Genomic DNA, 24,498 nt, shown 5'->3' with positions numbered 1-24,498 from the left:
AGTCTCACCATACTCAAGGAGGTAAGTATGAAATCTTTAAAAAAAGGCAGTTTACTCATTGCGAGTTTAGCCATTCTATTTATAATGGTTGGTTGTGGAAATCAGGAAGCAACTAAAGATAGCACTAAATTACAAATTGTTACAAGTTTTTACCCAATGTATGATTTTACTCAGAATGTAGCTGGTGATAATGCTGAAGTGTCGGTCTTAATGAAGGCTGGTACTGAGCCACATGACTATGAACCGAGTGCAAAAGATATTGCCAAAATTGCAGATTCTGATGTTTTTGTTTACAATAGTAAAGAAATGGAAACTTGGGTCAGCAGTGTGTTAACGAATATTGATACGAAAAAAACTGTAGTCGTGGATGCTAGTCAAGGAATTGATCTTTTAGAGGGAAATCACAGTGATGATGAAACAGAAGCTGAACATGAAGGACATTCTCATGCCCATGATCCACATATTTGGCTAGATCCTGTCTTAGCACAAAAACAAGTTGATACAATCAAAGAGGGTATCATCAAAGCCGATACAAAAAATAAAGAAACCTATGAAAAAAATGCTTTAGCCTATAAAGAAAAATTAGCTGCTTTAAATGAAAAATTTGAAATGGGCTTGAAAAATGCTGAAAATAGAACTTTTGTCACTCAACATGCAGCATTTGCTTATTTGGCTAATCGATACGATTTAGAACAAGTAGCAATAGCAGGCTTATCACCAGATCAAGAGCCTAGCCCAGCTAAATTAGCTGAATTAAACGATTTTATTAAAGAAAACAATATTAAAATTATTTATTTTGCTGAAACGGCATCGCCAAAAATTGCTAAAACCGTAGCCAATGAAACAGGAGCCAAGCTAGAAGTATTAAGCCCGATTGAAGGTATCACGCAAGAAGAGCAGGAAAAAGGTGTGGATTACATCAAGGTAATGGAAAAAAACTTAGAAGCTTTAGAAAAAGCGATTAAATAGAGCAGTGTACCAAAGATGAAAGAAGGGATATATACGTGCATTATATAGAAGTAAAAGACTTAACTTTTTATTATGAACAAGAGCCCGTGCTAGAAAATATTTCTTTTCATGTAGATCCTGGTGAATTTGTGATGTTAACGGGTGAAAATGGAGCGGCAAAATCAACCTTATTACGAAATGTTTTAGGTTTATTAAAGCCAGCTAAGGGAACAGCTACGATTTCTCCAGTTAATGTGAATGGAGAAAAATTAAGTATTGGTTATATTCCCCAACAAATAGCCTCTTTTAATGCAGGTTTTCCAAGTACTGTTTTGGAATTGGTTCGTTCAGGACGTTACCAACAAGGCCGCTGGTTTAAACGCCTAACCCCTGAGGATCATGAACATGTGCGACGAGCTTTGTTATCAGTAGGTATGTGGGAAATGCGTGATAGAAAAGTGGGAGAATTATCTGGTGGTCAAAAGCAACGTATTTGTTTAGCGCGCATTTTTGCGACAGATCCTGATTTATTTGTACTAGATGAACCAACAACAGGAATGGATATTGAAGCCAGAGCAGATTTTTACAAATTATTGCGTCATAATAGTGAAGTTCATGGAAAAGGAATTCTGATGGTAACCCATGACCACGACGATATTAAAGACTATGCTGATCGTCATATTCAGTTAGTGCGAAAGGAGGATTCGCCATGGAGATGTTTCGCCATGAATTCATGCAACATGCCTTCCAAGCCTCATTCTTAATTGCTGTTATTGCGCCTTTATTGGGACTCTTTTTAGTTTTAAGAAGACAGTCGCTAATGGCAGATACCTTATCGCATATTTCATTAGCTGGGGTAGCGCTAGGTATGTTTGTTAATATTAATCCAACAGTGACAACTTTGATTGTTGTTGTCATTGCAGCAGTTGCGATTGAATATGTTCGTAGTCTATACAAAACGTATTCAGAAGTGTCTATTGCTGTCCTAATGTCAGCAGGTTTATCGATTGCGTTAGTGTTGATGAGTTTAGACCAAGGAAGTGGAACGGCAAGTGTTCAGCAGTATTTATTTGGATCAATTGTAACAATTAGTCGTGAACAAGTTTATTTGTTAGCTGTATTGTTTGCAATTGTTGTGACGCTCTTTTTCTTATTTAGAAAACCAATGTATGTTCTAACATTTGATGAAGATACAGCCTTCACAGCAGGTTTGCCAACTCGTTTAATGTCACTATTATTTAATGTTATTACAGGAGTAACAATTGCTGTGATTATGCCAATTGCTGGTGCTTTATTAGTTTCTGCAATTATGATTTTGCCAGCTGCTATCGCGATGCGACTATCAAAAAGTTTTAACTGGGTTATGTTGATGGGTGTAGTTGTAGGTTTAATTGGTATGTTTGGTGGACTAACCACTTCTTATGAATTTGGAACACCACCTGGGGCTACGATTACACTGATATTTATTGTTATTTTTATTTTCAGTGGTGTGATTGGAAAATTAATAGCGAAGTTTAAGAAAAAAAATACTTCAAACTAAACTTAAAAAGCAAAAAAAGAAGTGAATACGAAAATTCGCTTCTTTTTTTATGAGAAAAAGATAATAAAAACGAACAATTTAGCAAAAATTAAAAGAAATAACTACCTTTTTTCGGTAAAAACCCTTATAATAAGGAAAGTGAAAAATTGCAGATAAAATAGGATAAAGAGGTGACAATTTTGAAGGTAAAAAGAAGTGAGCGTCTAATCGACATGACTCGTTATTTATTAGAAAGACCCCATAAATTAGTTTCTTTGACATACTTTGCGAATCGCTTTGATTCAGCAAAATCTTCTATCAGTGAAGATTTAACAATTGTCAAAAAAACATTTAAAGAGCGTGGTACGGGGACCTTAGAGACTGTTCCTGGAGCGGCAGGCGGAGTTAAATTTATTCCTGAAATTGCTAAAACAGAAGCAGATGAATTCGTCAATGAAATGTGTATCCGTCTATCAGAACCAGATCGTTTATTACCAGGAGGCTACGTCTACCTATCAGATTTATTGGGTGAGCCTAGTATCTTGCGTCAAGTTGGTAAAATTATTGCGACCCAATATTTGGATCAAAAAATTGATGCGGTGATGACTGTTGCTACAAAAGGTGTGCCAATTGCCCAAGCCGTTTCTAGTTACTTAAATGTGCCTTTTGTTATTGTTCGTCGTGATTCAAAAATCACAGAAGGTTCAACTGTTAGCATTAATTATGTTTCTGGGTCTTCTGAGCGTGTTGAGAAAATGGAACTATCAAAACGTAGCTTAAAACGTGGTTCTCGTGTCTTAATCGTGGATGATTTCATGAAAGGTGGCGGAACTGTTAACGGAATGAAGAGCCTGATTGAAGAATTTGAAGCTGAATTAGTCGGTATTACTGTTTTTGCAGAGTCAACTTTTAGTGGCAATCGGATGATCGATGATTACTCTTCTTTACTTTGCGTTGACGAAGTTGATATCCGTGATAAAACGATTCATGTTAGTCCAGGGAATTACTATAAAACAAAATAGAAATTTTAGAAATTAGGATACACTCGGAACTAGAGTGTATCCTAATTTTTTTCGTAAAAATTCGAAACTTTGTCACAATTAGAATTTGAAATTTAAGTATCTCAATTATTAATCTAATGAGGAGATTTGCTAGATTTTGTAAGGAATACTGGATAAATATAATTCCTATTACATATCCGATATGGGGAGATTTTTTGAATATGCATGAACGATTATTTGTATTTGAAATATCATTTTATGTGTTACGTTACGTTAAAATGATAGTAGTTGAACAGTAAGCAGTAGAAAATACTTTGGGGAAGTGAGTAAAAAGCATAATTTAGATAGTATAAAAATTAGATATAAAAACAAGATTACTACTAAACAATAGACAAATCTAAGAAAGTTCTATTTACTGTTTAATGATCAATCTAGAATATAAAGGAGTGGATACTATGAAAAAAAAGCAGATTTTATTAGCCTCTTGGAGTATTATTTTATTGGTATTTTTTTTAAACCCAACAGTAAAAGCAAGCTCATTGCCCCCAAGCAGTGTACCAATCACAAATGTATTTAGGGTACCTTCCGGAGCGAATAGTTATACTGACGGAAATATAACAGTTGTAACTGATGGTGATAACTATAAAGTCGGTTCTATTTTTTCAACAGAAACGAATAAAATAGATATGACCAAATCATTCTCCGCAGAGATGTATGTTTATTTAGGCAATAAAACTTCTTTGGCAGCAGATGGTATGGCATTTGTTATGCATGCGGATAAAGGAATTACCGAAAGATTTCAAGCAGGTAAAGGTGATCAACTAGGCGTTTATGCTAAGTATGATAGTCTTATGACCGAGCAAATTAAAAATAGTTTTGCTATAGAATTTGATACGTATTACAATGGGTCTACTTTAGACAAGAATGTTCTTGGGAATCAAAATAAGGGTCATGTTGCCTATTCTTTTCCAGGTAATAGGTCTTCATATGGTACTACAACTATTGGGAAAATTGGTTACTTGGTTCATCAGGGACTTTATTATCCAAGTGATTACCTTTCTAATGGTACGTGGCATCCATTTAGTGTAGATTGGGATCCACAAGGTAAGAGATTAACCTACAATTTTGATAATGCATCAACGGTAAGCGTTCCAATGGATCCTATAAGTGTATTTGGAACCAATTCGGTTTATTGGGGATTTACAGGATCAACAGGAGCACAGTCTCAAGAATCAAAAGTTGCTTTTAAAAAAATTCCAGGTTTAGTAAATATTGACTCAAGTATGAAGATTACTAAAGATGGAAAAGATATTACAAATACAGGAGCGTCTGCTGCAGATGGCAATGTTAAAGTAGAGTATGAAACAACTTATAATGGCGGAAAACAAGATCTTATAAATCCAGTTTTTAGTTTAGAATTAGACGATTATTTATCGTACAATAAAGGATCTTTAGTTATAAATGGTCAATCAGTAGATGATATCATTTCAGGAGGCAAATTAACTTATAAATTACCGCAAAATCTAACAAATCAAAATAATAAATTTATTGTTTCTTTTGAAGTAAGTCCAAAAGTTGTGACCAGTCAAAATGTGAAATCTAAAATTAAGTATTCACTAAATGCTGATAACTATATTGACAATAGTGAAGTGGAAATGTCGATTCAGAAGGTCAAGCTTGTAACGAATGAAGATTTTGAAAACCAATCATGGATAATTGATGCAATCAATAGTAAATTAGCTCCTAAAAAAATTGGAATAGATCTGTTTGAATCTGATTTAAAAGATATATGGGTATTAAATTCTTACGGAAAAAATTATCCAGCAGAGCATATTCCAGCTTCAATTAATAAATTAAAAAATTTAAGAGGCCTTGTTATCGGAAATGTGCAGTTGAAAGGCAGCTTACCAACAGAGTTAGGAGATTTATCCCAACTACGGACGATAAGCATTTTCGGGAACAATTTTGAAGGAGGTATTCCATCCTCATTAGGCAATTTAACTAATTTAGAGGCATTAGTACTTGTTGATAATCAGTTAACTGGATCGATACCTACAAGTCTTGGATTACTAAATAACTTAAAAGACATTAGGGTAAATCAAAATAAATTAAGCGGAAGCTTACCTGATTTTCCTTTGAATATGGATAATATTAGTTTTAATGATAACCAAATAACATATAATTCATCAGATATTCCTGAGTTTTTACAAAATGCAAAAATTAAGTCTTATGATAATACTTTTATTCAGGGGTTGGAATTAACTGGTAATACGAAAATAGCGAGTACTAGCAACGTGATAAAACCATTTAATCCATTGAATAGTGGATATTTCAATTTAAAGGTTCTTCAAGGAAATACAACTCAAGAACTTTATGATGAACATCTATATACAATTAAAAATAGTATTGATGGAACAGTTCTATACAAAGGTAAGAGAGACATACAATTACAGATTCCTTACTACAAAGGAATTTTATATACGGTCAGTGTAGACGATGCCGAAAAAAATCCAAACAGTGTGTTGATTATTTCGGGCAAAGTAGATGAATTTAAATTTGAAGAAACGCCAAAATCAATGTCAATTAAAGCTAAAATAGGTGCTGAAGCACAACCTGTTACACTAGACGGTCAATTGGCCATCTTTGATAATAGAGAAAATGCCAATTGGAAATTGAGCATCACACCTAGTGACTTAAAGCAAGGTACTAAAATTTTACAAGGTGAATATACCTATACAGATAAAGGTGGAGAAATACATTCAATTATGAATGGGCAGAAATATTTACTTGAAAAAGGAAAAAGCGATAGTATAAATGAAGTTATCAATCTATCAAATTCTTGGGGAAACAAACAAGGATTACATTATAAGATGAATAAATCCAATTATGTGGGTGAGTATAAAGGCAGCGTGAACTGGACCTTAGAAGACGCTCCATAATTCCATAAGAAACATTAATAAAAACACATGAAATCATAATTAAAAATGATTTCGTGTGTTTTTTTATAAAGTGGGAAAATAAGATTGTCTTGTTAAATTTTATTTTTTTAAAGAGTCGGAAGGACTTCATAAGCCAATTTCTCAATAATCTCTTGATGATCAGGATAATCTAAAAGAAGCTCTGCCTGAGTAAATAATTCAAAATCTTTAAAATCGAATCCTGGTGAAACCATACAACTAACTACTGCAAAATCACCATTTCCTTCAATACTTGAGCCGAAAATAACATTCTTAGGAACAACAGCTTGTAAAACTTCTCCGTTTGCTAAATCAAGGCCAAGTTTAATTTTTTCATAGTGCCCATCAGGATGCAACAAATGAACAGTTAAAGGCGATCCTGTGTGATAATACCAAATTTCATCAGATTTAAGACGATGAAAATGAGAGGGACTTGCTTGGTTTAATAAAAAATAAATACTAGAATAATGATGGCGTACCCGTTTATCTGTAGTTTCAAATAGTTCTTTTGATTCGAACATTCGCTTGTAGTATCCACCTTCTGGATGGGCTTCAAGCTCCAATTGTTTAATCCAATAAGTCGCATCTTGATTTGTCATGATAAAACATCCTTTCATTTGTTCATACTCTACTCTATCAAAAGTATAACTTTTCTAACCTAAAAAGTACAGATAGAAATAGAGAGGTTGATTAAAAGAAGATACCAGTCTCAATAACCATAGAAACGTTTCTAGTAAGCGTTTTATAAATTAAGTTTAGTTTGATACATAGTATTCTAGATAGTGAAAAAACGAACTAATGTAGGTGTTTTTAAAAAATAAAATAAATAGCTTGCAAACGATTGCAAAAAAATATATAATAAATCCATCGAAACGTTTCTATAAACTAAAAATTATTTGGAGGTAGGAAGAAATGAAGATGAAGAATAAAATTATTCTTTTAAGTTCTATTGCACTTGTATCAATTGGATTATTAGCTGGTTGTTCCTCAGGTAAAGAAGATAGCAAAAAAGATTCAGCTGAAAAAGTTACTTTTTGGTATATGGGTGATGGTAGTAAAGAAATCCAACCAATTATTGATGACTTTGAAAAAGAAAGCGGTGTAAAAGTTGATCTTCAAAGTATTCCATGGTCTGCTTCACATGATAAATTACTGACAGCAGTAGCTTCTGGCGATGGTCCAGATGTCGTTCAAATGGGAACAACATGGATGGCAGAATTTGTTGATGCAGGTGCCTTAAAAGATATTTCGTCTTACATTGATTCTGAAGATACATTGAAATCAGATAATTTCTTCGATGGTTCAGTTACAACAACAAAATTTGATGATAAATACTATGCAGTTCCTTGGTATACAGAAACCCGTGCATTATACTATCGTACAGATTTATTAAAAGAAGTTGGTTATGATAAAGCACCAGCGACATGGGAAGAGTTACAAGATGCTGCTACAAAATTAGCCGCTCGTGGTAAAGACATGTATGGATTTGGAGCAGATTTAGCTGAACCAACATCTGCATTTATGTTTGCTCGTCAAAACGGTTCTGAGTTATTTGATAAAAGTGGCAAACCATTATTTGATAAGAAACCATTTGTTGAAGCAGTTGATTATTTAGATAGCTTTATTCAAAATGGCAGTGCACCAAAAGCTGATTTAGGTTTAGATGTATCGCAAACATTTGGTAGTACAGGAATTGTGCCGATGTTCATTAGTGGACCATGGATGATTACAGCTATTACAAAAGATGCACCCGATATTGAAGGCAAATGGGCAACAGCAGTGTTACCTAAAAAAGAAAATAATATGTCTAGTACAGGTGGAGCTAACTTAGCCATGTTTGAAAGCAGTAAAAACGAAAAAAATGGCATGAAATTAATTGAGTTTTTAGCTCGTCCAGAAAATCAATTAACGTTCTTCAAAAATTCAAATTCATTACCAACATCACATAAAGCTTGGGAAGATCCAATTTTAGCAGAAGACGAAAAAATTGCTGTCTTCGGAGAACAATTGAAAAATTCTGAACCAATGCCAATGATGAAAGAATGGGAAGAAATTAGCCAAGCTTATTTAAAAGTTTGGGAACAAATTTATGCAAATGGAGCAGACACTCAAAAAGAAATGACAGAATTCAATAAACAAACAGAAACAATTCTAGGTAAATAATTCAAGATGTGAAGAAAGCTATTTTCCTCAGACGACACAGAAGATAAGTACAATCAATTGGGTTTATGGTTGAGGGTAGTTATTGAAGTGAAGTATAGGAAAAAGCAAGCTTTCGGAACAAAATTAGAAAAGGTGTGCTAAATGTGAACTCACATTTAGCAGAACCTTTTCATAATACTTATTTCTAAATTGAAAAGGATTTAAACACTTTTCAACGAATATTTTAAAAGAAGGGGAAAAGCTATGAAAGCATTCTTGAATAAAAAAATACCTTATTTATTTGTAGGTCCATCATTGATATTATTGGCATTATTTTCATTGATTCCAATTGTAATTGCACTATTTATTAGCTTTACAGATATTAATTTAGCGGGTCTTGCCAACTGGTCTCGAATTAGTTTTATTGGCTTTGATAATTATAAAAACATTGTCAGTGATCCGATTTTTCTGAAATCCATTTTTAATACAGCCTTTTATGTAGTTCTCGGCGTGCCATTAGTGATTGTGTGTTCTTTAGCAATCGCCTTATTAATTAATTTTGGGCAAAACCGATTTTTTTCTTTTATGCGGTTAGTTTTTTACACACCATCAATTACCAACGTAGTAGCAGTGGCAGTTGTATGGACTTATTTATTCAATCCCAGCATTGGATTAATTAACCATATGTTAGCTTACATTAATATTGGCCCTATTCCGTGGTTACAAGATCCAGTTATCGCAAAAGTGTCATTAGTTATCTTGGCTCTATGGCGCTCAATCGGGATTAATATGATTATTTTCCTAGCAGCATTGCAAGGAATTCCGAAAGAATATTATGAAGCTGCTCAGTTAGATGGAGCAAGCTCTTGGAATCAATTACGATTCATAACTGTTCCTATGTTGCGCTTTTCAATCTTTTTCGTAACCATTACAACCATGATTGGTTGGTTGCAATTCTTCGAGGAACCGTTTGTTATGACCAAAGGTGGACCATTAGATAGTACAACCAGTGTTGCACTATTTATTTATCGCAACGGTTTCCAATTAAGCAAATTTGGTTATGCAGCTGCCGGTTCATTTATTCTATTTCTTGCGATTATTGTTATTACACTATTGCAGTTTAGATTACAGAAAAAAGACGCAGATAATCAAATGTAAATTTTTAGATTGGAGAGAAAACTATGGGAAATTTTCAAGCAAGACAAAAAAGACAAAAATTGATTGTTGGATTGTTCTTAGCGGTTTGGGGCTTCATCACGTTTGTGCCGTTTATTTGGATGATTTTATCTTCCTTTAAAACAAATCCAGAAATTATGCAATTAAATCCAAGTATTTTACCGAAAAATTTTACGTTTGACAATTTTATCAAGTTATTCCGTGATATGAATTTTGCGGTTTATCTAAAAAATACGTTAATTATTACTGGCTTTTCTTTCTTTGGACTTTTTTTAAATGCGATGGCAGGGTATGGTTTTGCTAAGTTTAAATTTAAAGGTAAAGAAAAATATTTTATGCTCGTTTTAGCAACAATGATGATTCCAGGACAAGTAACGATGATACCTGTTTACCTATTACTAAATGTAGCAGGGTTAACTAATACTATGGCTGGGATTATCTTACCTGGTTTAGTCGGTGCTTTCGGGATATTCTTATTCCGTCAATTTATGTCTACCATCTCAGATGAAATTATTGAAGCTGCTCGTTTAGATGGAGCCAGTGAGTTTTATATTTTCACCCGAATTATTTTGCCAATTTCTAAACCAATTCTAGCTGTTCAAGGAATTTTAACCTTTATTGGTGGCTGGAACTCATTTATGTGGCCATTAATTATTGCAAATGATGAAAAATTCTATACCCTATCTGTTGGTTTATCATTATTAAAAGGTCAACACGGCAACGATTATGCCTTACAAATGGCGGGATCAACCTTCATGGTTATTCCAATCATTATTATCTTTATGATGTTCCAAAAGTATATTTTACAAGGCTTTAATGTTTCAGGATTGAAATAAGTTTATAATCAGTTAGTTTTTAGTATCAGCATCCTTTTCTATGTCAAAGTTGGGGGAACTAACTCTTTCTTTACAAGAAGAGGGTGCTTTTAAAAATCAAAATTTGGAGGAACCACCCATGCAAACAGCAGAATTAGAAGGTTTATTAAGTCAGATGACTCGAGAAGAAAAAGTGACTCAGTTGTTGCAATTAGCAGCTGGTTTTTATATTGATTTAGATGCAGTGACTGGGCCGATTGAAGAAATGGGCTTAACTGAAGAGATGATTGAAAATGCTGGAACCGTTTTAGGGATTTCTGGCGCAGAAGATGTTATTCGGACGCAAAAAAGTTATTTAGAAAAAAATCGCTTAGGCATTCCGTTAATTTTTATGGCTGATGTGATTCATGGCTATAAAACTATTTTCCCGATTCCGCTAGCTTTAGGGAGTTCTTGGAATACTGAATTAGCAGAAGAAACGGCTCGAATTGCTGCTTTAGAATCAGCAGTATCAGGTTTGCATGTTACTTTTTCACCAATGGTTGATCTAGTACGTGATCCGCGTTGGGGTCGTGTTATGGAGTCCACTGGAGAGGATGCTTTTCTAAATGCTGAATTAGCAAAAGCTTTTGTGCGCGGCTATCAAGGAACGGATTTGAAAAATGATTTTGAACGAGTTGCTGCCTGTGTGAAGCATTTTGCTGCTTATGGCGCACCTATTGCTGGTCGAGAGTACAATACAGTGAATATGTCAGAAAGACAATTGAGAGAATCCTATTTGCCAGGCTACAAAGCCGCTTTAGATGAAGGTGCTAAGTTAGTGATGACGGCATTTAATACAGTGGATGGTGTTCCTGCAACAGCAAATAAATGGTTGATGCGTGATTTATTACGCAACGAGTGGGATTTCAATGGTGTTTTGATTTCTGATTGGGGTGCAGTGAAAGAATTAGTTCCTCATGGAGTCGCAGCAGATGAAAAAGAAGCGGCTATTTTAGCTTTAAATGCCAGTGTTGATATTGAGATGATGACAATGTGTTATATGGATACTTTGGAAGCCTCTATTGAGGCTGGAGAAATTGAAGAAGCTTTAGTCGATGAAGCCGTACTTCGCATTTTGAATTTGAAAAATGATTTAGGATTGTTTGAAAATCCTTATCGTGGGGCAGATGCAGAGAAAGAGAAAGCAGTAGTCTTGAGCGAAGAGCATCGTTCACTTGCTAGAAAAGCAGCTGAAGAATCGATTGTTCTTTTAAAAAATGAAGGGGTTCTACCTTTAAAACAAAATCAAAAAATTGCTTTAATCGGTCCGGGAGCAGAGTCAAAAGATATTTTAGGAGCATGGGCTTGGCAAGGAGAGTCTGAAAAGGCTATTTCATTAGCTGAAGGACTAGCTCAACATGTACCTGCTGAACAACTATTGATTGCAAAAGGCTGCGATATTTTAAGTGGTACTCAAGCCGAAATAGATGCTGCAGTTGCAGTCGCTAAAGAAGCAGATGTAATCGTCTTAGCTTTAGGTGAAAATTCAGATATGAGTGGTGAAGCGGCTAGCCGAAGTGATATCCGTTTACCAAAAATTCAATTAGAACTATTGGCACAACTGAAATCAGTAGGTAAACCGATTATTGTAACGTTATTTAATGGTCGTCCATTAGATATTCATGAATTAGAAGTTGCTGGGATTGTTGAAGCATGGTTCCCGGGAACAGAGGGCGGAGCAGCTTTAGCCAATATCTTAATGGGAGCAGTCAATCCATCGGCTAAACTAAGTATGTCGTTTCCTTACAATGTTGGTCAAGTTCCAGTTTATTATAATCCAGATAATACAGGACGCCCAGAATTAGGTCGATCAGTAGATGAAAAATATGTTTCTAAATATTTAGATAGTCCAAATGAAGCTCTCTATCCATTTGGCTTTGGACTAAGTTATACATCATTTTCATATTCAGATATGACCTTATCAGCTACTGAATTAAAAGATTCTGAGACATTAACAGTTGAAGTAACAGTCAAAAATAGCGGTAAATATGCAGGCAAAGAAATTGTGCAACTGTATTTACGAGATATTGTTGGAGAAGTCGTTCGTCCAGTTAAAGAGTTAAAAGGATATCAAAAAATTGAATTGGCTGCAGGTGCTGAAAAAACAGTGAGCTTTACAGTGACAGAAGAACAGTTACGTTATGTACATCAAGACTGCTCATTCAGTAGTGATAGCGGAGTATTTGAAGTAATGGTTGGCCCAAGTAGTGCTGAAGTTCAAAGTGCAAGATTTAAGTTAATCAAGTAATTTAAAAAAGGAGTCCATCATGACAACAACACAAAATTTAATCCAGTTTCAAGCTGGAAAAACAACAGTTCAATTTTTAAAAAGTGGCGATATTTATGAAATTAACCACGCAGGAACAATGTATAATCAGGTCCATACAAATATGATTGATGGCTCACTGAACAATATCTATTTACGAAAATTAGAGAATGGAAAAATTAAGTTCTTTCCTTTAGTCGGTGTTCAATCTCAAAGTGCTCTTTATCAAGGGGATAATCAATTAAAATGGACTGGCATAGCCGGTGGAGTTGAGTATGAAGTTATTTTTAGCTTAACTGAAGATGATTGTTGGTTTTGGGAAGTTCATTTACAAGGAAATCAAGTCGAAGTAGATGTGATTTATGGTCAAGATGTTGGGTTAGCAGGCATTGGAGCTTTGCAATCTAATGAGGCCTATGTTGGTCAGTATATTGATCATGCCGTTTTTAAAGATGAAGAGACTGGTTTTACCGTTTGTTCAAGACAAAATCAACCTCAATCAGATAACCAATTTCCTTATTTCCAACAAGGAAGCTTAACAAAAAATAACGGATACTCTACTGATGGCTTCCAATTTTATGGTTTGTCCTATAAAGAAACCAACAGCCCATTTGCTTTAACGCAAGAAAATCTAGCAAATGAAATCTATCAATATGAAATGGCTTATACAGCTTTGCAATCAGAACAAGTGGAGCTTAATGGGAAAGCGACATTTGTGTTTTATGGATTTGCTGCGGAAAATCATCCTGTAGCTATCACAAAGGTTGAATATCAAGAAAAAATTCAACAAGCTTGGCAAGAGTTGAAAGAAAAAGATTCTAGCGATTTTATTTTACAGGAAACAGTTAAAAGAGCAGTTAATTTTGGTGAACCCGTTCAAACAGAATCCTTAACAAAAACTGAGATTATGCATCTTTTTCCGAGTCGTCAAGCAGAGGAATATGATGGGGAACAGCTTTTATCATTCTTTACAGATCGCGAAGCGCATATTGTTCTAAAAGAAAAAGAATTACAAATGGAACGGGCCCATGGTCATATTTTATTAAGCGGAGAGCATTTAACAATCTCTGATGAAATTATTACGACGACTTCCTATATGTATGGTTTATTTAACGCTCAAGTAGTTTTAGGAAATACTTCTATGAATAAATTAATGAGTAATGCTCGAAATGCACTGAATGTTATGAAAACATCTGGGCAGAGGATTTATATTGAATTAAATGGAAGCTATCATTTGTTAACCATGCCTTCTGCATTTGAAATGAGTTTCAATTATGCAAAATGGTATTATAAATTGGCAGATGACATGCTAATTATCACAAATTATACAACCGTAGCAGATGCGGAACTTAAATTAGAAGTAAGAAGTCAGTCAGGTCATGCATATAAATTTATTGTGACGAATCAAATTACAATGAATGAAAATGAATATAATGTGCCTTTTAATATGGAAAAAGATGGAAATACGTTAACTTTTACACCAGATAATCAATCAACAATGGCAAAGAATTATCCTAATTTAGCTTATTATATGCAAATAGACAAGGCTGATTTTATTGTAGCAGATGACCATTTGTTAGTGGAAAGCCAGTTAGATAGCGCATATCCACTTGTCGTAATTGCGCTAGCAGAAACAGCAGAGTTTGATTTAACGATACAAGGGAAAACACAAGGAAATGGGTTTCAATTCGCTCAGCGTGACTTTGCAACAGAAGTGAACAAATATAACCGACATTTTGAAAAAATCATGAATCAATTTAAATTAACTCATGAAAATAAAGACATTCAAACAGAAATGAGTCGCTTAAACACTTTAGCATGGTGGTATACACACAATATGTTAGTTCATTATTTGATGCCTCATGGGTTAGAGCAATACGGTGGAGCAGCTTGGGGGACCAGGGATGTTTCTCAAGGTCCTGTTGAATATTTCTTTGCTACGGATAAGGCCGAAATTGTTCGAGATATTATTCAAACATTATTTGCCAATCAATTTGAAAATGACGGGAATTGGCCACAATGGTTTATGTTTGATAAATATGATCAAATTAAGGCCGAAGAAAGCCACGGTGATGTGATTGTCTGGCCGTTAAAAGTAGTTGGAGATTATTTGAAACGTACGGGTGATTATTCATTACTAGAAAGCCAAATTCCTTATACAGATCGAAATACTTTTAAAAAGACTACTAAGACAGTTTCATTACTAGAGCATTTAAGAAAAGAAATCGACTATATTAAAGGCAATTTCTTGGCGGGAACTTATTTATCTTGCTATGGCGATGGTGATTGGGATGATACGCTGCAACCTTACGATAGTCGCTTGAAAAAGAATATGGCAAGTAGCTGGACAGTAGCCTTAACTTATCAAACATTAAAACAATTAACTGAAGTTTTGGCTGGAAAAGCACCAGAATTTTCACTGGAAATTGCTGAATTAGTTACTGGAATTGAAAAAGATTTCAAAAAATATATGCTTCAAACAGACGTAATTCCTGGCTTTGTCTATATGGAAGATCCAGAGCATGTGGAACTAATGATTCATCCAACTGATACGAAAACTGGAATCCAATATCGTTTATTGCCAATGACTCGAAGCATGATTGGTGAGTTGTTAACGCCAGAAGAAGCAGAAGCTCATTATCAATTGATTCGCCAAGAGCTTTATCATCCAGATGGCGTGCGTTTGATGAACCGTCCTGCAACCTATCAAGGTGGTGTAAGCACGAACTTTAAGCGAGCAGAACAAGCTGCAAACTTTGGGCGCGAAGTGGGATTACAATACGTGCATGCGCATATTCGTTTTACTGAAGCGATGGCAAAAGTAGGGAAAGCAGATGAAGTTTGGCGTGGCTTTTCTGTTATTAATCCGGTTCAAATTACGGATGTGGTAGCCAATGCTGAAAGACGTCAAAGTAACGCTTATTTCAGTAGTTCTGATGGAAACTTTAAAACGCGTTATGCAGCTCAAGAACACTTTTCGGAATTGAAGACAGGTGATGTCACGGTTAAAGGTGGCTGGAGAATTTATTCTAGTGGACCAGGAATATATATGAATCAATTGATATCAAATGGTTTAGGAATTCGTAAGGAGTCTGACCATCTAATCTTTGATCCTATTCTAACGAAGGAACTAGATGGATTGATCTTTAAGTATGAGTGTTTAGGTGTTCCTGTTGAAATTCACTACCATGTGGGACAACAAGAAGTAAAAGGAATTAAAGTTAATGGTGAGTTGTTACCAAGTGAAATAGAAACGAACCGCTATCGAGATGGTGGGATTAAGGTAGCTAATGATGTGCTTAAAGCTGCTTTGCTGAAAAGTCAAAAAATCGATATTTATTGCTAAGCTAAATAAAGGTCTTTCAGAAAAAGAAACGTTTCGATATTGATTGTTTGATAGTAAAACGGATGGTATAATTGAGTTAAATTAGCCAATAGAAGGTAGGGAACATAGTGGTAGGTATTAAAGATATTGCAAAAAAAGCAGGAGTATCTATTTCAACGGTCTCGTACGCTTTAAATGGCAGTCCGAAGGTTACAGAGGCAACTAGAAATCGTATTAGGGCTATTGCAGATGAGCTGCATTATGTGCCAAATATGGCAGCACGTACGTTAAAGCGTCAACAAACAAATATTATTGGTGTCTATTTAACTAATTATGGTGGGTCTTTTTATGGACAACTATTAGAAGGGGTAATGGATACACTATTTGCTAAAGGTTATGAAATGATTGTTTGCTGTGGCGATAAATCACATTTATTTTTACCAGAGCGGATGATTGATGGCGCAATTATTTTAGATGCTACTTTTTCAGATGAAGAAATAATGCGTTATGCAAAAAGAGGACATCAGATTGTTGTTTTAGATCGTGAGTTGGAGCATCAAAATATTAGACAGGTATTGTTAGATAATAAAGCAGGTGCTACATTGGCGATTGATTGCTTAAAGTATAAAAGTGAGCGTCCATTTTATATTGTGACTGGACCCGTAGATTCCCAAGATAGTCGAGAACGCCTGAAAGCGTGTCAAATTGAATTAGATCGTTCTGCTACACCTTATCAGCTTATTGAAGGTGACTTTACTGAGAAATCCGGTCGTCTAGCAGCTGAACAAATTCACCGAGAGTACCAAGAGCCAGTAGCGGTCTTTTCTTTAAATGATGAAATGGCAATTGGCATGTACAAATATTTTGCTAAAACTGAATTGAACATTGGCAAGGAAATTGATTTAGTTGGATTTGATAATACAACAGTTAGTGAATATTTGGTTCCTAGTCTAACGACTATTGAATATTCTAAACATAAATGGGGAGCTGTCGCAGCTAGCAAGTTACTTGAACTTATTCAAGGTGAGAAGACTGAAAATGAGTTGATTTATACTAGTTTAATCCGAGGAAATTCTGTCGGAGAAAAATCAGATTTATAAAGGAGCGAATGGGAATGGCGGTTCTTTCTAGTCGCTTTACGTCCAAAACGTTAGATTTAGCTATGTCTTTTCAAGTTATAATACCGCAAGAATTTAAGGAACCCTTACCAGTTCTTTACCTACTCCATGGACTATCAGATGACGATCACTCGTGGTTAGATAATACAGCTCTAGTGCGTTATGCATCAGATATGCAGTTAGTTATTGTTATGCCACAAGTCCATAGGAGTTTTTATACAGATATGGTTGAAGGTGGGGCTTATTGGACTTTTCTGACGGAAGAGCTTCCTGATTTAGTTGCAAGATGGTTGCCAATTTCTCTCGAAAAAAACAAGACATTTGTTGCTGGTTTATCTATGGGTGGTTATGGTGCTTTGAAATGGGGCTTAAATTATTCTGATAAATTTGCTGGTATCGCATCTTTGTCTGGTGCAACAGATTTAGTCACAATGTGGAAAGATGATGCAAATCGTGATTTGGAATTCAAACGATTATTTGGTTCGATAGAAAAATTAGAAGGTAGTACAAATGATTTGTCTTATTTAATTACCCAGGTTAAAGGACAAACTAATGTTCCTGAGATTCTTCAAATTTGTGGGACAGAGGATTTTTTATATGATTATAATCTTAATTTCTCAAAGAAATTACTGGAGTTAGGTTTTAATTATAGTTGGGTTGAAGAAAAAGGTACGCATGACTGGGTCTTTTGGGACCAACAGATTCAAACAGTTTTAGAATGGATATCTAAGAAAATAACGAATTAAAAAATAACTATCTAGTTAAATACTAGGTAGTTATTTTTTTGTAGGAATTTTTATTCTTGCCTTGATGAAGCTAGTGATTGACGTACTAAAAAAGACAAAAAAATAACCGTTCATTAACTTTTAGCAGAGTTAAACGGTTATATTCTCTAATTTAATTTCGCTACCGTCTTAAACAGATTTACATTGAGGACGTGTTAACCGCACGTCTTCCTTTTGTATTTTTAAGTATAACATGGTTCCTATTATTCAGTCGATCTAAGGTGTTCTTCCTTTGTCTAAATCGTAATTAAAATAGTTTATGCAACTAATTAGATATTATGAGTATGCTTCGTTTATTTTTGGATTTTGCAACATTCTGTATACTCTAGCTACGGTAAATATACTTATTTGTGGCATCATTAAATTAAGCTTTTTGGAATAGTTGCATATTCAATCACTTTATTCTCAGTAAAAAATTTTTTAGTTATTTTAAAATTTATTAGTAGGTACTTCTTCCTTAATATAAATAGTGCTTCCTACTAAGTCTAAGCTAGGAAGCGATTCTACTATCTTTATTTTACTTCTTCAAAAAGGCTATTTGGTATGCCGGGAGCCCAAGTCAAGTCGCCATAATTTACATGTGTGTTTAGAACTTTATAATTTTTTCCTTGGTAAGAAACTAATTCATTGGCAGTGTAACTTACAGGGTTACTGAATGACCCTACTTTCCATTCTCTATGCTCATTCATTTCTTTTGCGGTTGTAACTTTGAATGAATCACTCTTATCTGAAATATTTCCACCAATACTAACTGCTTTGACAGTATAGACATAGTTTGTTTCAGCATTTAATCCTGTATCTAAAAATCTATTTGTTTTAGTCGTTCCAACTTTTTTTCCATCGCGATAAACCGTGTACTCTTTAACTGCAATCGGATGTGTTGATTCTGTCCACATTAAATCGACAGAATTTGAAGTAGTTTTCATTGAATGAACTTTACTTGGAACAGATGGTTTTTCTGTATCCTCTGCTGGTATTTCTTTTGTTTCTACAAAGACAACTGAACTTTTTTCTGATACTTTACCGTCAAATCCAACAGCCTCTACTTGGTAACCATAAGTAGTTTTTTCTTGCAAATCTATATCAGTAAAAGTTGTTCCGCCGACAGTTCCTACTTTAATAGTATCACGGTAGATATTGTATTCTTTAACATCTGTATTAGTTGGAGCTGTCCATGACAATTTAATAGACTTGTTTGTAACTTCATCTGATTTTAAATTTTGTGGTTGGTTAGGAGTTTCGCCTTCTTCTCCGGAACCATCATTTTTTAAGTTAACATCAATAACATTATAAAAGGCATTTGGCGTATCAGCAACATCCCAAACTGCAAGAATCACATAATAACCAGTGCGGTCTGTTGGAACATTAATTTTATGCACAGGATTATTTGATGGCATTGAACCATCATGATTAACAGTGCCAATCAATTCGAATTCAGAACGTGTTAAAGGCGCATTAGGGTTCCAACCTTTTTTGGTAATATAATAATGCCATTTTGTTGTTTTATGTTCGGCAGTATATTTCCAAACGAAAGAATTAACTCCACCAGTCATTTCTTGTTTATCCCAACGATTAAGTGATTGTTGATCTAAAACAAAATCGCCTATTTGTCCTAAACCTCCATCAGCTGAAGCTATTTTACCGTCAGCCGGTCCAGCTTCTGGAAAACCTTTTGGAGATTCTAGCGATTGTGGATTTGTGATAACATTTCCATATTTTTCAAGAGCAGGGCCCCAACCGATAGAATTTTTTGCTAACTCGCCTGCATAACCTCGACTAACAGGCTGCTCTACATAACCATGCGCCGAAGCGAAATTTGTAGAAAAGAAAAGAGCTCCTCCTAAAATTGCTGATGATAAACCTAATTTCATTGCTTTTGATGCTGTCAATTTTTTCATCATAAAACTCCTTTATTAGTTAATAGGTTTTCATCTTAGCATAAGTAATTCATGTATTTATGCATATTTTTTTACATGAATGTAAAGAAAAAAGTTGGTATTTATAACTAAAATATGAAAAAAAGAACTTATTGTTTATGTGATTTAAAAGTGTAAGTTGTTTTTTAAAAATTTGTTTTAAAAATGAAAGTTGTATCAATTTTTTCATATTTAGGTGTAGATTTATCAAAATTAAATACTAAATTCATAAAAAAAGAAGAGCATTATATCTGAGAGAGAAAGAACAAACTATCAGAAGTGAACACATGAATTATATGTGCAATTTAAAAATTAACTCCTTAACACATTTTTGCTTGATGGTATTTTTCTAGTTGTATTCCATTAAATAGTTCTCTATAATCAAGATGAAACAAAATAAGGAATTTTCCTTATGCTCTATACTCCATGTGAAATAGGAATAAAAATTGATTTGGGGAAATTTTTATGCACTTATTATGGAGTAGAAAGTAATTAAAAGCGGAATATTTTAGTTGGAGGGAATCTTGTGAATAAACGCAAAATTCAAATAGCAGTCATTTCAATCATTGCGGTACTAACATTGGGTGGTGCTTTTTTAAATAATAAATATGCTCACGTGGCAACACCTCAACAGAATAAAACACAAGTAGTCAAAAAAGAAACAAAAAAAGATACAGTGGCTAATTCTAAAAAAACAGCGAAAGAAAAAAAGGAATCGCTTGAATCAGAAAAAAAGAACGAAAGTAGTAAAGAAAGTTCTAAAGATAGTTCTAAAGAAGCAGATACAGAGAAAAAAATAGCAGATAAGAATGTTGAGAAAGCAACTTCAACGGTCATAGAATCAGCTGATGATGTGCAAGAAGAAGTTGCTAATAGTACGACCAATAACGAAACTAAAAATCCTGTTGTAGAACATAAAGAAGAGCCGAATGCTCCTCCGACAACGCCAAGTCAACCAGAACCAACGCAGCCAACTCCTGAAAATAAACCAACACCAGAACCGAAAAAAGAAGTAACTTTTTCTATTAAAGGAACGGCTACTAACTCAAGTTCTTACTTTATTAGTCCACAAAAAGTTGAAATGAAAGAGGGGCAAAGCGTGATGGATGTCCTTTCAGACTATTGCCGAAATAATGGGATTCAAGTAGGTATTCGTGGGGGCACGTATGTCGCAGGCATTAACAACTTATATGAATTTGCTAAAGGTGCGGAAAGCGGTTGGCTTTACCGAGTGAATGGAGTATTTCCTAGTTATGGTGCTGCTCAATATGCAGTACAAGTTGGGGATACAATTGAATGGATGTATACGGAAAACATGGGGAAAGATGTAGGTGCTCCACAAGTATAGAAAAAAGTAGCACATTTTTGGCATTTACTAAACATGAATAAAAATTGAAACTAGCGATAATGAGCCGTTAGCAGACTAAACGATTTCAATTTTAAGTGGTTTGATTTGCCTTAAATTGTTTAGTTCGCTACAACTAGTTGTAGTGGTGCTCTGGCTTCTTTATACTAATAGCAAGTTTAACAATAAAAATGGAGGTTTTTTTATGAAAAAAATAATACGTTTAGTTTTATCTATAGGGGTTATTGCTTTAATCGTTGGGTGTGGCAATGCAGCTGTTACCAAAGAAGATTCATCTAGTTCTAAGACTAAAGATGTGACAGTAACAGTCATATTAAAAGAAAATCACAAAGAGTTTGATCAGAAAAAAATTGAAGTAGCTGAAAAGACAGACTTACAAACAGCTATGGAAAAGAATTTTGACGTAGTAACAGATAAAGGTTTTATCAAAAGTATAGAGGGTAAAGAACAAGATAACGCAGAACAAAATACAAAAGGTAGTTACTGGATGTATGATATCAATGGAGCTCCAGCAACTGTGGGAGCGAGTGACACGAAGCTTAAAGATGGCGATGAAATTGTGTGGGATTTAAGTGGACAATAACACTATTTCATCTAGATTTACTGTTCGTAGGATTGCCTTTTTAGCTTTGATGGTGGCATTGTGCCAAGTTAGTCGTATGATTTTCCAATTTTTACCTAATGTTCAACCTGTAACTGTAATTTTAATTTTGTTGACCTTACATTTAGGTATTTGGGATGGAATTGTTGTAGCAACACTATCTATTTTGACGTCTAATTTGATGTTAGGAATGGGTGTTTGGACGATTGCCCAGATTGTATCTTTTGTTATGATTGTTTTATTAACGGGTCTAGTGATTCGTCCTTACATTCATAAAATTCCCTTTTTAGTAATGGTTTTTTATTGCGGGTTGATGGGATTTTTTTATGGCTTTATTATCTCTTTAGTTCAAGCCCCATTCTTTGGTATTCAAGCTTTTTGGCCCTATTTTTTAGCTGGGGTTCCTTTTGACGCAATGCATGCAATTGGCAATAGTGGCTTCTATTTTATACTTGCTCCAATTTTAACACCACTATTGAAAAAATTTGTTGCTGTTAATTAAATAGAGTGTTTTAAAAAGGTTAGAATTTTTTCTAGCCTTTTTATAGTTGATAAAGTAAATAGCATTATTTTGTTGTGTACGAAAAGATAATCGGAACTGAAAGAGGAATGAAAACGGTATAAACAAAGCTAAACGGTAATTTTTATAAGAACTAAAAAAGAGTAAAAATTTGTGCTTCGCTAAAATTGAACTTGTAACTAGTAAAAAATTTACCTATAATGAGTGCTAGAAAGCACAAAACCGACATGTATTAGGAAGTAGGGAAAGAGGTGTAAATCCTCTACAGCCCCAATCTACTGTAAAAATGACGAAATCTCAAATACCACTGAATAGATTTTTATTCGGGAAGGTGAGAAAGTAGGATGAATTTGAGTCAGGATACCTCTCTTAATACCCATAGTTACTACAATTCTTATTGGATGAATTGTCTAGTACAATTCATCAGATAAAGCAAAGTTTAACCGCTTCTTTGTGTATCTATTTTTTAGCATGAGTCTGTCTCTAGGCATCCTTTTATAAACATTGGATGTCTATTTTTGTGTTTCTAAATAGAAATTGGAGGAGAAAAAATTGAAAAATATGAAACAAAGATTGATTACGCTGTTGGCAACATTTACTTTAATGATTGGGTTTGTGGCAGTACCAGTAAGTTCGGCTTATGCTGCGGTAACCGTAGACGAAGCAATTGATGGCGCAACGGCTAAAATGTTGGCTGATGGGTTTATATCAAGTGATTGGGAAGCATTAGCTATAGCAAGATCGAATACACCAGCGAGTAAAGAACTACGCCAAGACTATTATGATTCTATTGTTTCTTCTATTAGTCATTCATCTTATTTTTCGGCAACTGACTATGAGCGCACAATTATCGGTTTAGTGTCTATTGGGGCTGATCCGACAAATATTTCTGAAGCAACACAACGTAATAATTTAATTGATGATTTATATCATATGGATGTAGCTAATTCTGGAACGAACGGCATAATCTATGGGATTTTAGCTTTACAAACAAAAGACTATGAAGTGCCAGCAGATGCAGTCTTTTCAATTCAAGATTTGATTGATAAATTAATTAGTTTACAAAAAGTTAGCGGTGGTTGGGCGCTTTTTGGTTCAGCTAGTGATATTGATATTACAGGAATGGCAATGACTGCTTTAGCTAAATATAAAGATATGCCTGAAGTAGCAGCAGCTTTAGACCGAAGTGTCGATTATTTATCGACAGTTCAATTGGAATCAGGTGGGTTTAAAGGATGGTCAAATGAAAATTCAAATTCCCTTTCACAAGCTATAATGGGTCTTACAATGACTGGAAATGACCCTACTGGACCTAGATTTACCAAAAACTTCAATGCCATTGATGCTTTAATGACTTATAGAACAGATGATGGAGGATTTAAATGGTTGTTAACTGATGCCGGAAGCAATTCGATGGCTTTAGATCAAGCAGCTTACACTTTAGCTCAGTATAAAGCCTTTTTAAATGGTGGAGCATCAATTTACGATTTTGTGAACAATCCTGTACCTCAATTAATTGAAACACCTGTTGATCCAGATCCAGAGGTAACAGACCCAGAAGTAACGGATCCAGAAACAACTGATCCAGAAGTAACCGATCCAGAAACAACAGAACCAGAAGTCACAAATCCAGATCCAGGAGTAACAGAGCCAGAAACAACTAATCCAGAAAAAGAGAAGACACCAGATCCTACACCAACAGAGAAACCGACTGTTGTTGAGCCTGTTGCTGTAAAAGAGGCTGATAAACCAGCAAATTTAATCAAAGCACCGATTTCAAATACAGCTGAAAATACGAAATCAGATGAGACAAATAATTTTCCGAAAACAGGTGAATCAAGCGAATTCGGCATATTTACTGCGTTATTAGGAACGAGTATTGTGCTTATTGGTTTAATCGTTTGGTATGAAAATAAAAAGAAACAAACCGCTAAAGCTTAATTCAATACGCTTATAAATAATGTATATGCTCTGTGCATCAAATAAAATAGATACCTATTT

The 24,498-nt window shown here is 34.5% G+C and carries 18 protein-coding genes and 1 riboswitch; of the genes, 16 read left to right on the top strand and 2 right to left on the bottom strand.

What is annotated here, in order from left to right:
* Nucleotides 1–27 precede the first annotated feature (27 nt).
* The 5 genes from BR77_RS09135 (at nt 28) to BR77_RS09115 (ending at nt 6,407) form a co-directional block, all read left to right on the top strand.
* Complete coding sequence (locus BR77_RS09135; RefSeq protein WP_015075416.1) at nt 28–969, top strand: metal ABC transporter substrate-binding protein; 942 nt, start codon at nt 28–30, stop codon at nt 967–969.
* Nucleotides 970–1,004: 35 nt separating this feature from the next.
* Complete coding sequence (locus tag BR77_RS09130; RefSeq protein ID WP_010053928.1) at nt 1,005–1,712, top strand: metal ABC transporter ATP-binding protein; 708 nt, start codon at nt 1,005–1,007, stop codon at nt 1,710–1,712.
* On the top strand, nt 1,658–2,488 hold the full coding sequence (locus BR77_RS09125; protein WP_035064660.1) for a metal ABC transporter permease: 831 nt from the start codon (nt 1,658–1,660) through the stop codon (nt 2,486–2,488). Before BR77_RS09130 ends, BR77_RS09125 begins: the two co-directional genes overlap by 55 nt.
* Nucleotides 2,489–2,667: 179 nt before the next feature.
* Nucleotides 2,668–3,489: a pur operon repressor gene (gene purR / locus BR77_RS09120; RefSeq protein WP_010053930.1), complete on the top strand. Its 822-nt coding sequence runs from the start codon at nt 2,668–2,670 to the stop codon at nt 3,487–3,489.
* Nucleotides 3,490–3,923: 434 nt separating this feature from the next.
* The gene (locus BR77_RS09115; protein ID WP_035064657.1) at nt 3,924–6,407 is read left to right on the top strand and encodes an L-type lectin-domain containing protein; all 2,484 of its coding nucleotides are present in this window, start codon (nt 3,924–3,926) and stop codon (nt 6,405–6,407) included.
* Nucleotides 6,408–6,514: 107 nt separating this feature from the next.
* Here BR77_RS09115 and BR77_RS09110 read toward each other — a convergent pair whose 3' ends face one another.
* Nucleotides 6,515–7,024 (bottom strand): cupin domain-containing protein, encoded by a 510-nt coding sequence (locus BR77_RS09110; protein ID WP_010053932.1) that lies wholly within the window; start codon nt 7,022–7,024, stop codon nt 6,515–6,517.
* A gap of 313 nt (nt 7,025–7,337) precedes the next feature.
* Between BR77_RS09110 and BR77_RS09105 the strand changes: the two genes are divergently transcribed.
* The 7 genes from BR77_RS09105 (at nt 7,338) to BR77_RS09075 (ending at nt 18,055) form a co-directional block, all read left to right on the top strand.
* Nucleotides 7,338–8,588 (top strand): sugar ABC transporter substrate-binding protein, encoded by a 1,251-nt coding sequence (locus BR77_RS09105; protein ID WP_010053933.1) that lies wholly within the window; start codon nt 7,338–7,340, stop codon nt 8,586–8,588.
* A 243-nt stretch (nt 8,589–8,831) separates the two neighbouring features.
* Nucleotides 8,832–9,725: a carbohydrate ABC transporter permease gene (locus BR77_RS09100; protein ID WP_010053934.1), complete on the top strand. Its 894-nt coding sequence runs from the start codon at nt 8,832–8,834 to the stop codon at nt 9,723–9,725.
* A 23-nt stretch (nt 9,726–9,748) separates the two neighbouring features.
* Nucleotides 9,749–10,579 carry a carbohydrate ABC transporter permease gene (locus BR77_RS09095; protein WP_015075419.1) on the top strand — a complete coding sequence of 277 codons (831 nt, stop codon included), beginning with the start codon at nt 9,749–9,751 and terminating at the stop codon, nt 10,577–10,579.
* Between the two features lie 118 nt (nt 10,580–10,697).
* Nucleotides 10,698–12,848 carry a glycoside hydrolase family 3 N-terminal domain-containing protein gene (locus BR77_RS09090; RefSeq protein ID WP_035064654.1) on the top strand — a complete coding sequence of 717 codons (2,151 nt, stop codon included), beginning with the start codon at nt 10,698–10,700 and terminating at the stop codon, nt 12,846–12,848.
* 19 nt (nt 12,849–12,867) lie between these two features.
* The gene (locus BR77_RS09085; protein ID WP_015075421.1) at nt 12,868–16,212 is read left to right on the top strand and encodes a GH36-type glycosyl hydrolase domain-containing protein; all 3,345 of its coding nucleotides are present in this window, start codon (nt 12,868–12,870) and stop codon (nt 16,210–16,212) included.
* Between the two features lie 107 nt (nt 16,213–16,319).
* Nucleotides 16,320–17,291, top strand: a complete 972-nt coding sequence (locus BR77_RS09080) for a LacI family DNA-binding transcriptional regulator (RefSeq protein ID WP_015075422.1) — start codon at nt 16,320–16,322, stop codon at nt 17,289–17,291.
* A gap of 14 nt (nt 17,292–17,305) precedes the next feature.
* Nucleotides 17,306–18,055, top strand: coding sequence for an alpha/beta hydrolase (locus BR77_RS09075; protein ID WP_015075423.1), 750 nt, complete (start codon nt 17,306–17,308; stop codon nt 18,053–18,055).
* 551 nt (nt 18,056–18,606) lie between these two features.
* On the opposite strand, the gene BR77_RS09070 is transcribed toward BR77_RS09075, so the two are convergent.
* Nucleotides 18,607–19,992, bottom strand: a complete 1,386-nt coding sequence (locus BR77_RS09070) for a lytic polysaccharide monooxygenase (RefSeq protein ID WP_010053940.1) — start codon at nt 19,990–19,992, stop codon at nt 18,607–18,609.
* A 544-nt stretch (nt 19,993–20,536) separates the two neighbouring features.
* Between BR77_RS09070 and BR77_RS09065 the strand changes: the two genes are divergently transcribed.
* The 4 genes from BR77_RS09065 to BR77_RS09050 all read left to right on the top strand — a co-directional run bounded on the left by BR77_RS09065 (nt 20,537) and on the right by BR77_RS09050 (nt 24,438).
* Nucleotides 20,537–21,358: a DUF4430 domain-containing protein gene (locus BR77_RS09065; RefSeq protein WP_015075424.1), complete on the top strand. Its 822-nt coding sequence runs from the start codon at nt 20,537–20,539 to the stop codon at nt 21,356–21,358.
* Between the two features lie 202 nt (nt 21,359–21,560).
* Nucleotides 21,561–21,959 (top strand): DUF4430 domain-containing protein, encoded by a 399-nt coding sequence (locus BR77_RS09060; RefSeq protein ID WP_015075425.1) that lies wholly within the window; start codon nt 21,561–21,563, stop codon nt 21,957–21,959.
* Nucleotides 21,949–22,479 (top strand): ECF transporter S component, encoded by a 531-nt coding sequence (locus BR77_RS09055; protein WP_010053946.1) that lies wholly within the window; start codon nt 21,949–21,951, stop codon nt 22,477–22,479. Before BR77_RS09060 ends, BR77_RS09055 begins: the two co-directional genes overlap by 11 nt.
* A gap of 202 nt (nt 22,480–22,681) precedes the next feature.
* Nucleotides 22,682–22,883, top strand: a riboswitch (cobalamin riboswitch).
* Nucleotides 22,884–23,058: 175 nt separating this feature from the next.
* A complete protein-coding gene (locus tag BR77_RS09050) occupies nt 23,059–24,438 on the top strand; it encodes a prenyltransferase/squalene oxidase repeat-containing protein (RefSeq protein ID WP_231857792.1) in 1,380 nt (459 codons plus the stop codon).
* The last annotated feature ends 60 nt before the right edge of the window (nt 24,439–24,498 follow it).

The sequence above is a fragment of the Carnobacterium maltaromaticum DSM 20342 genome (assembly GCF_000744945.1).
Taxonomy (GTDB): domain Bacteria; phylum Bacillota; class Bacilli; order Lactobacillales; family Carnobacteriaceae; genus Carnobacterium; species Carnobacterium maltaromaticum.
Note: the sequence above shows the minus strand (reverse complement) of the source record. Positions and strands in the feature narration are given on the sequence as shown.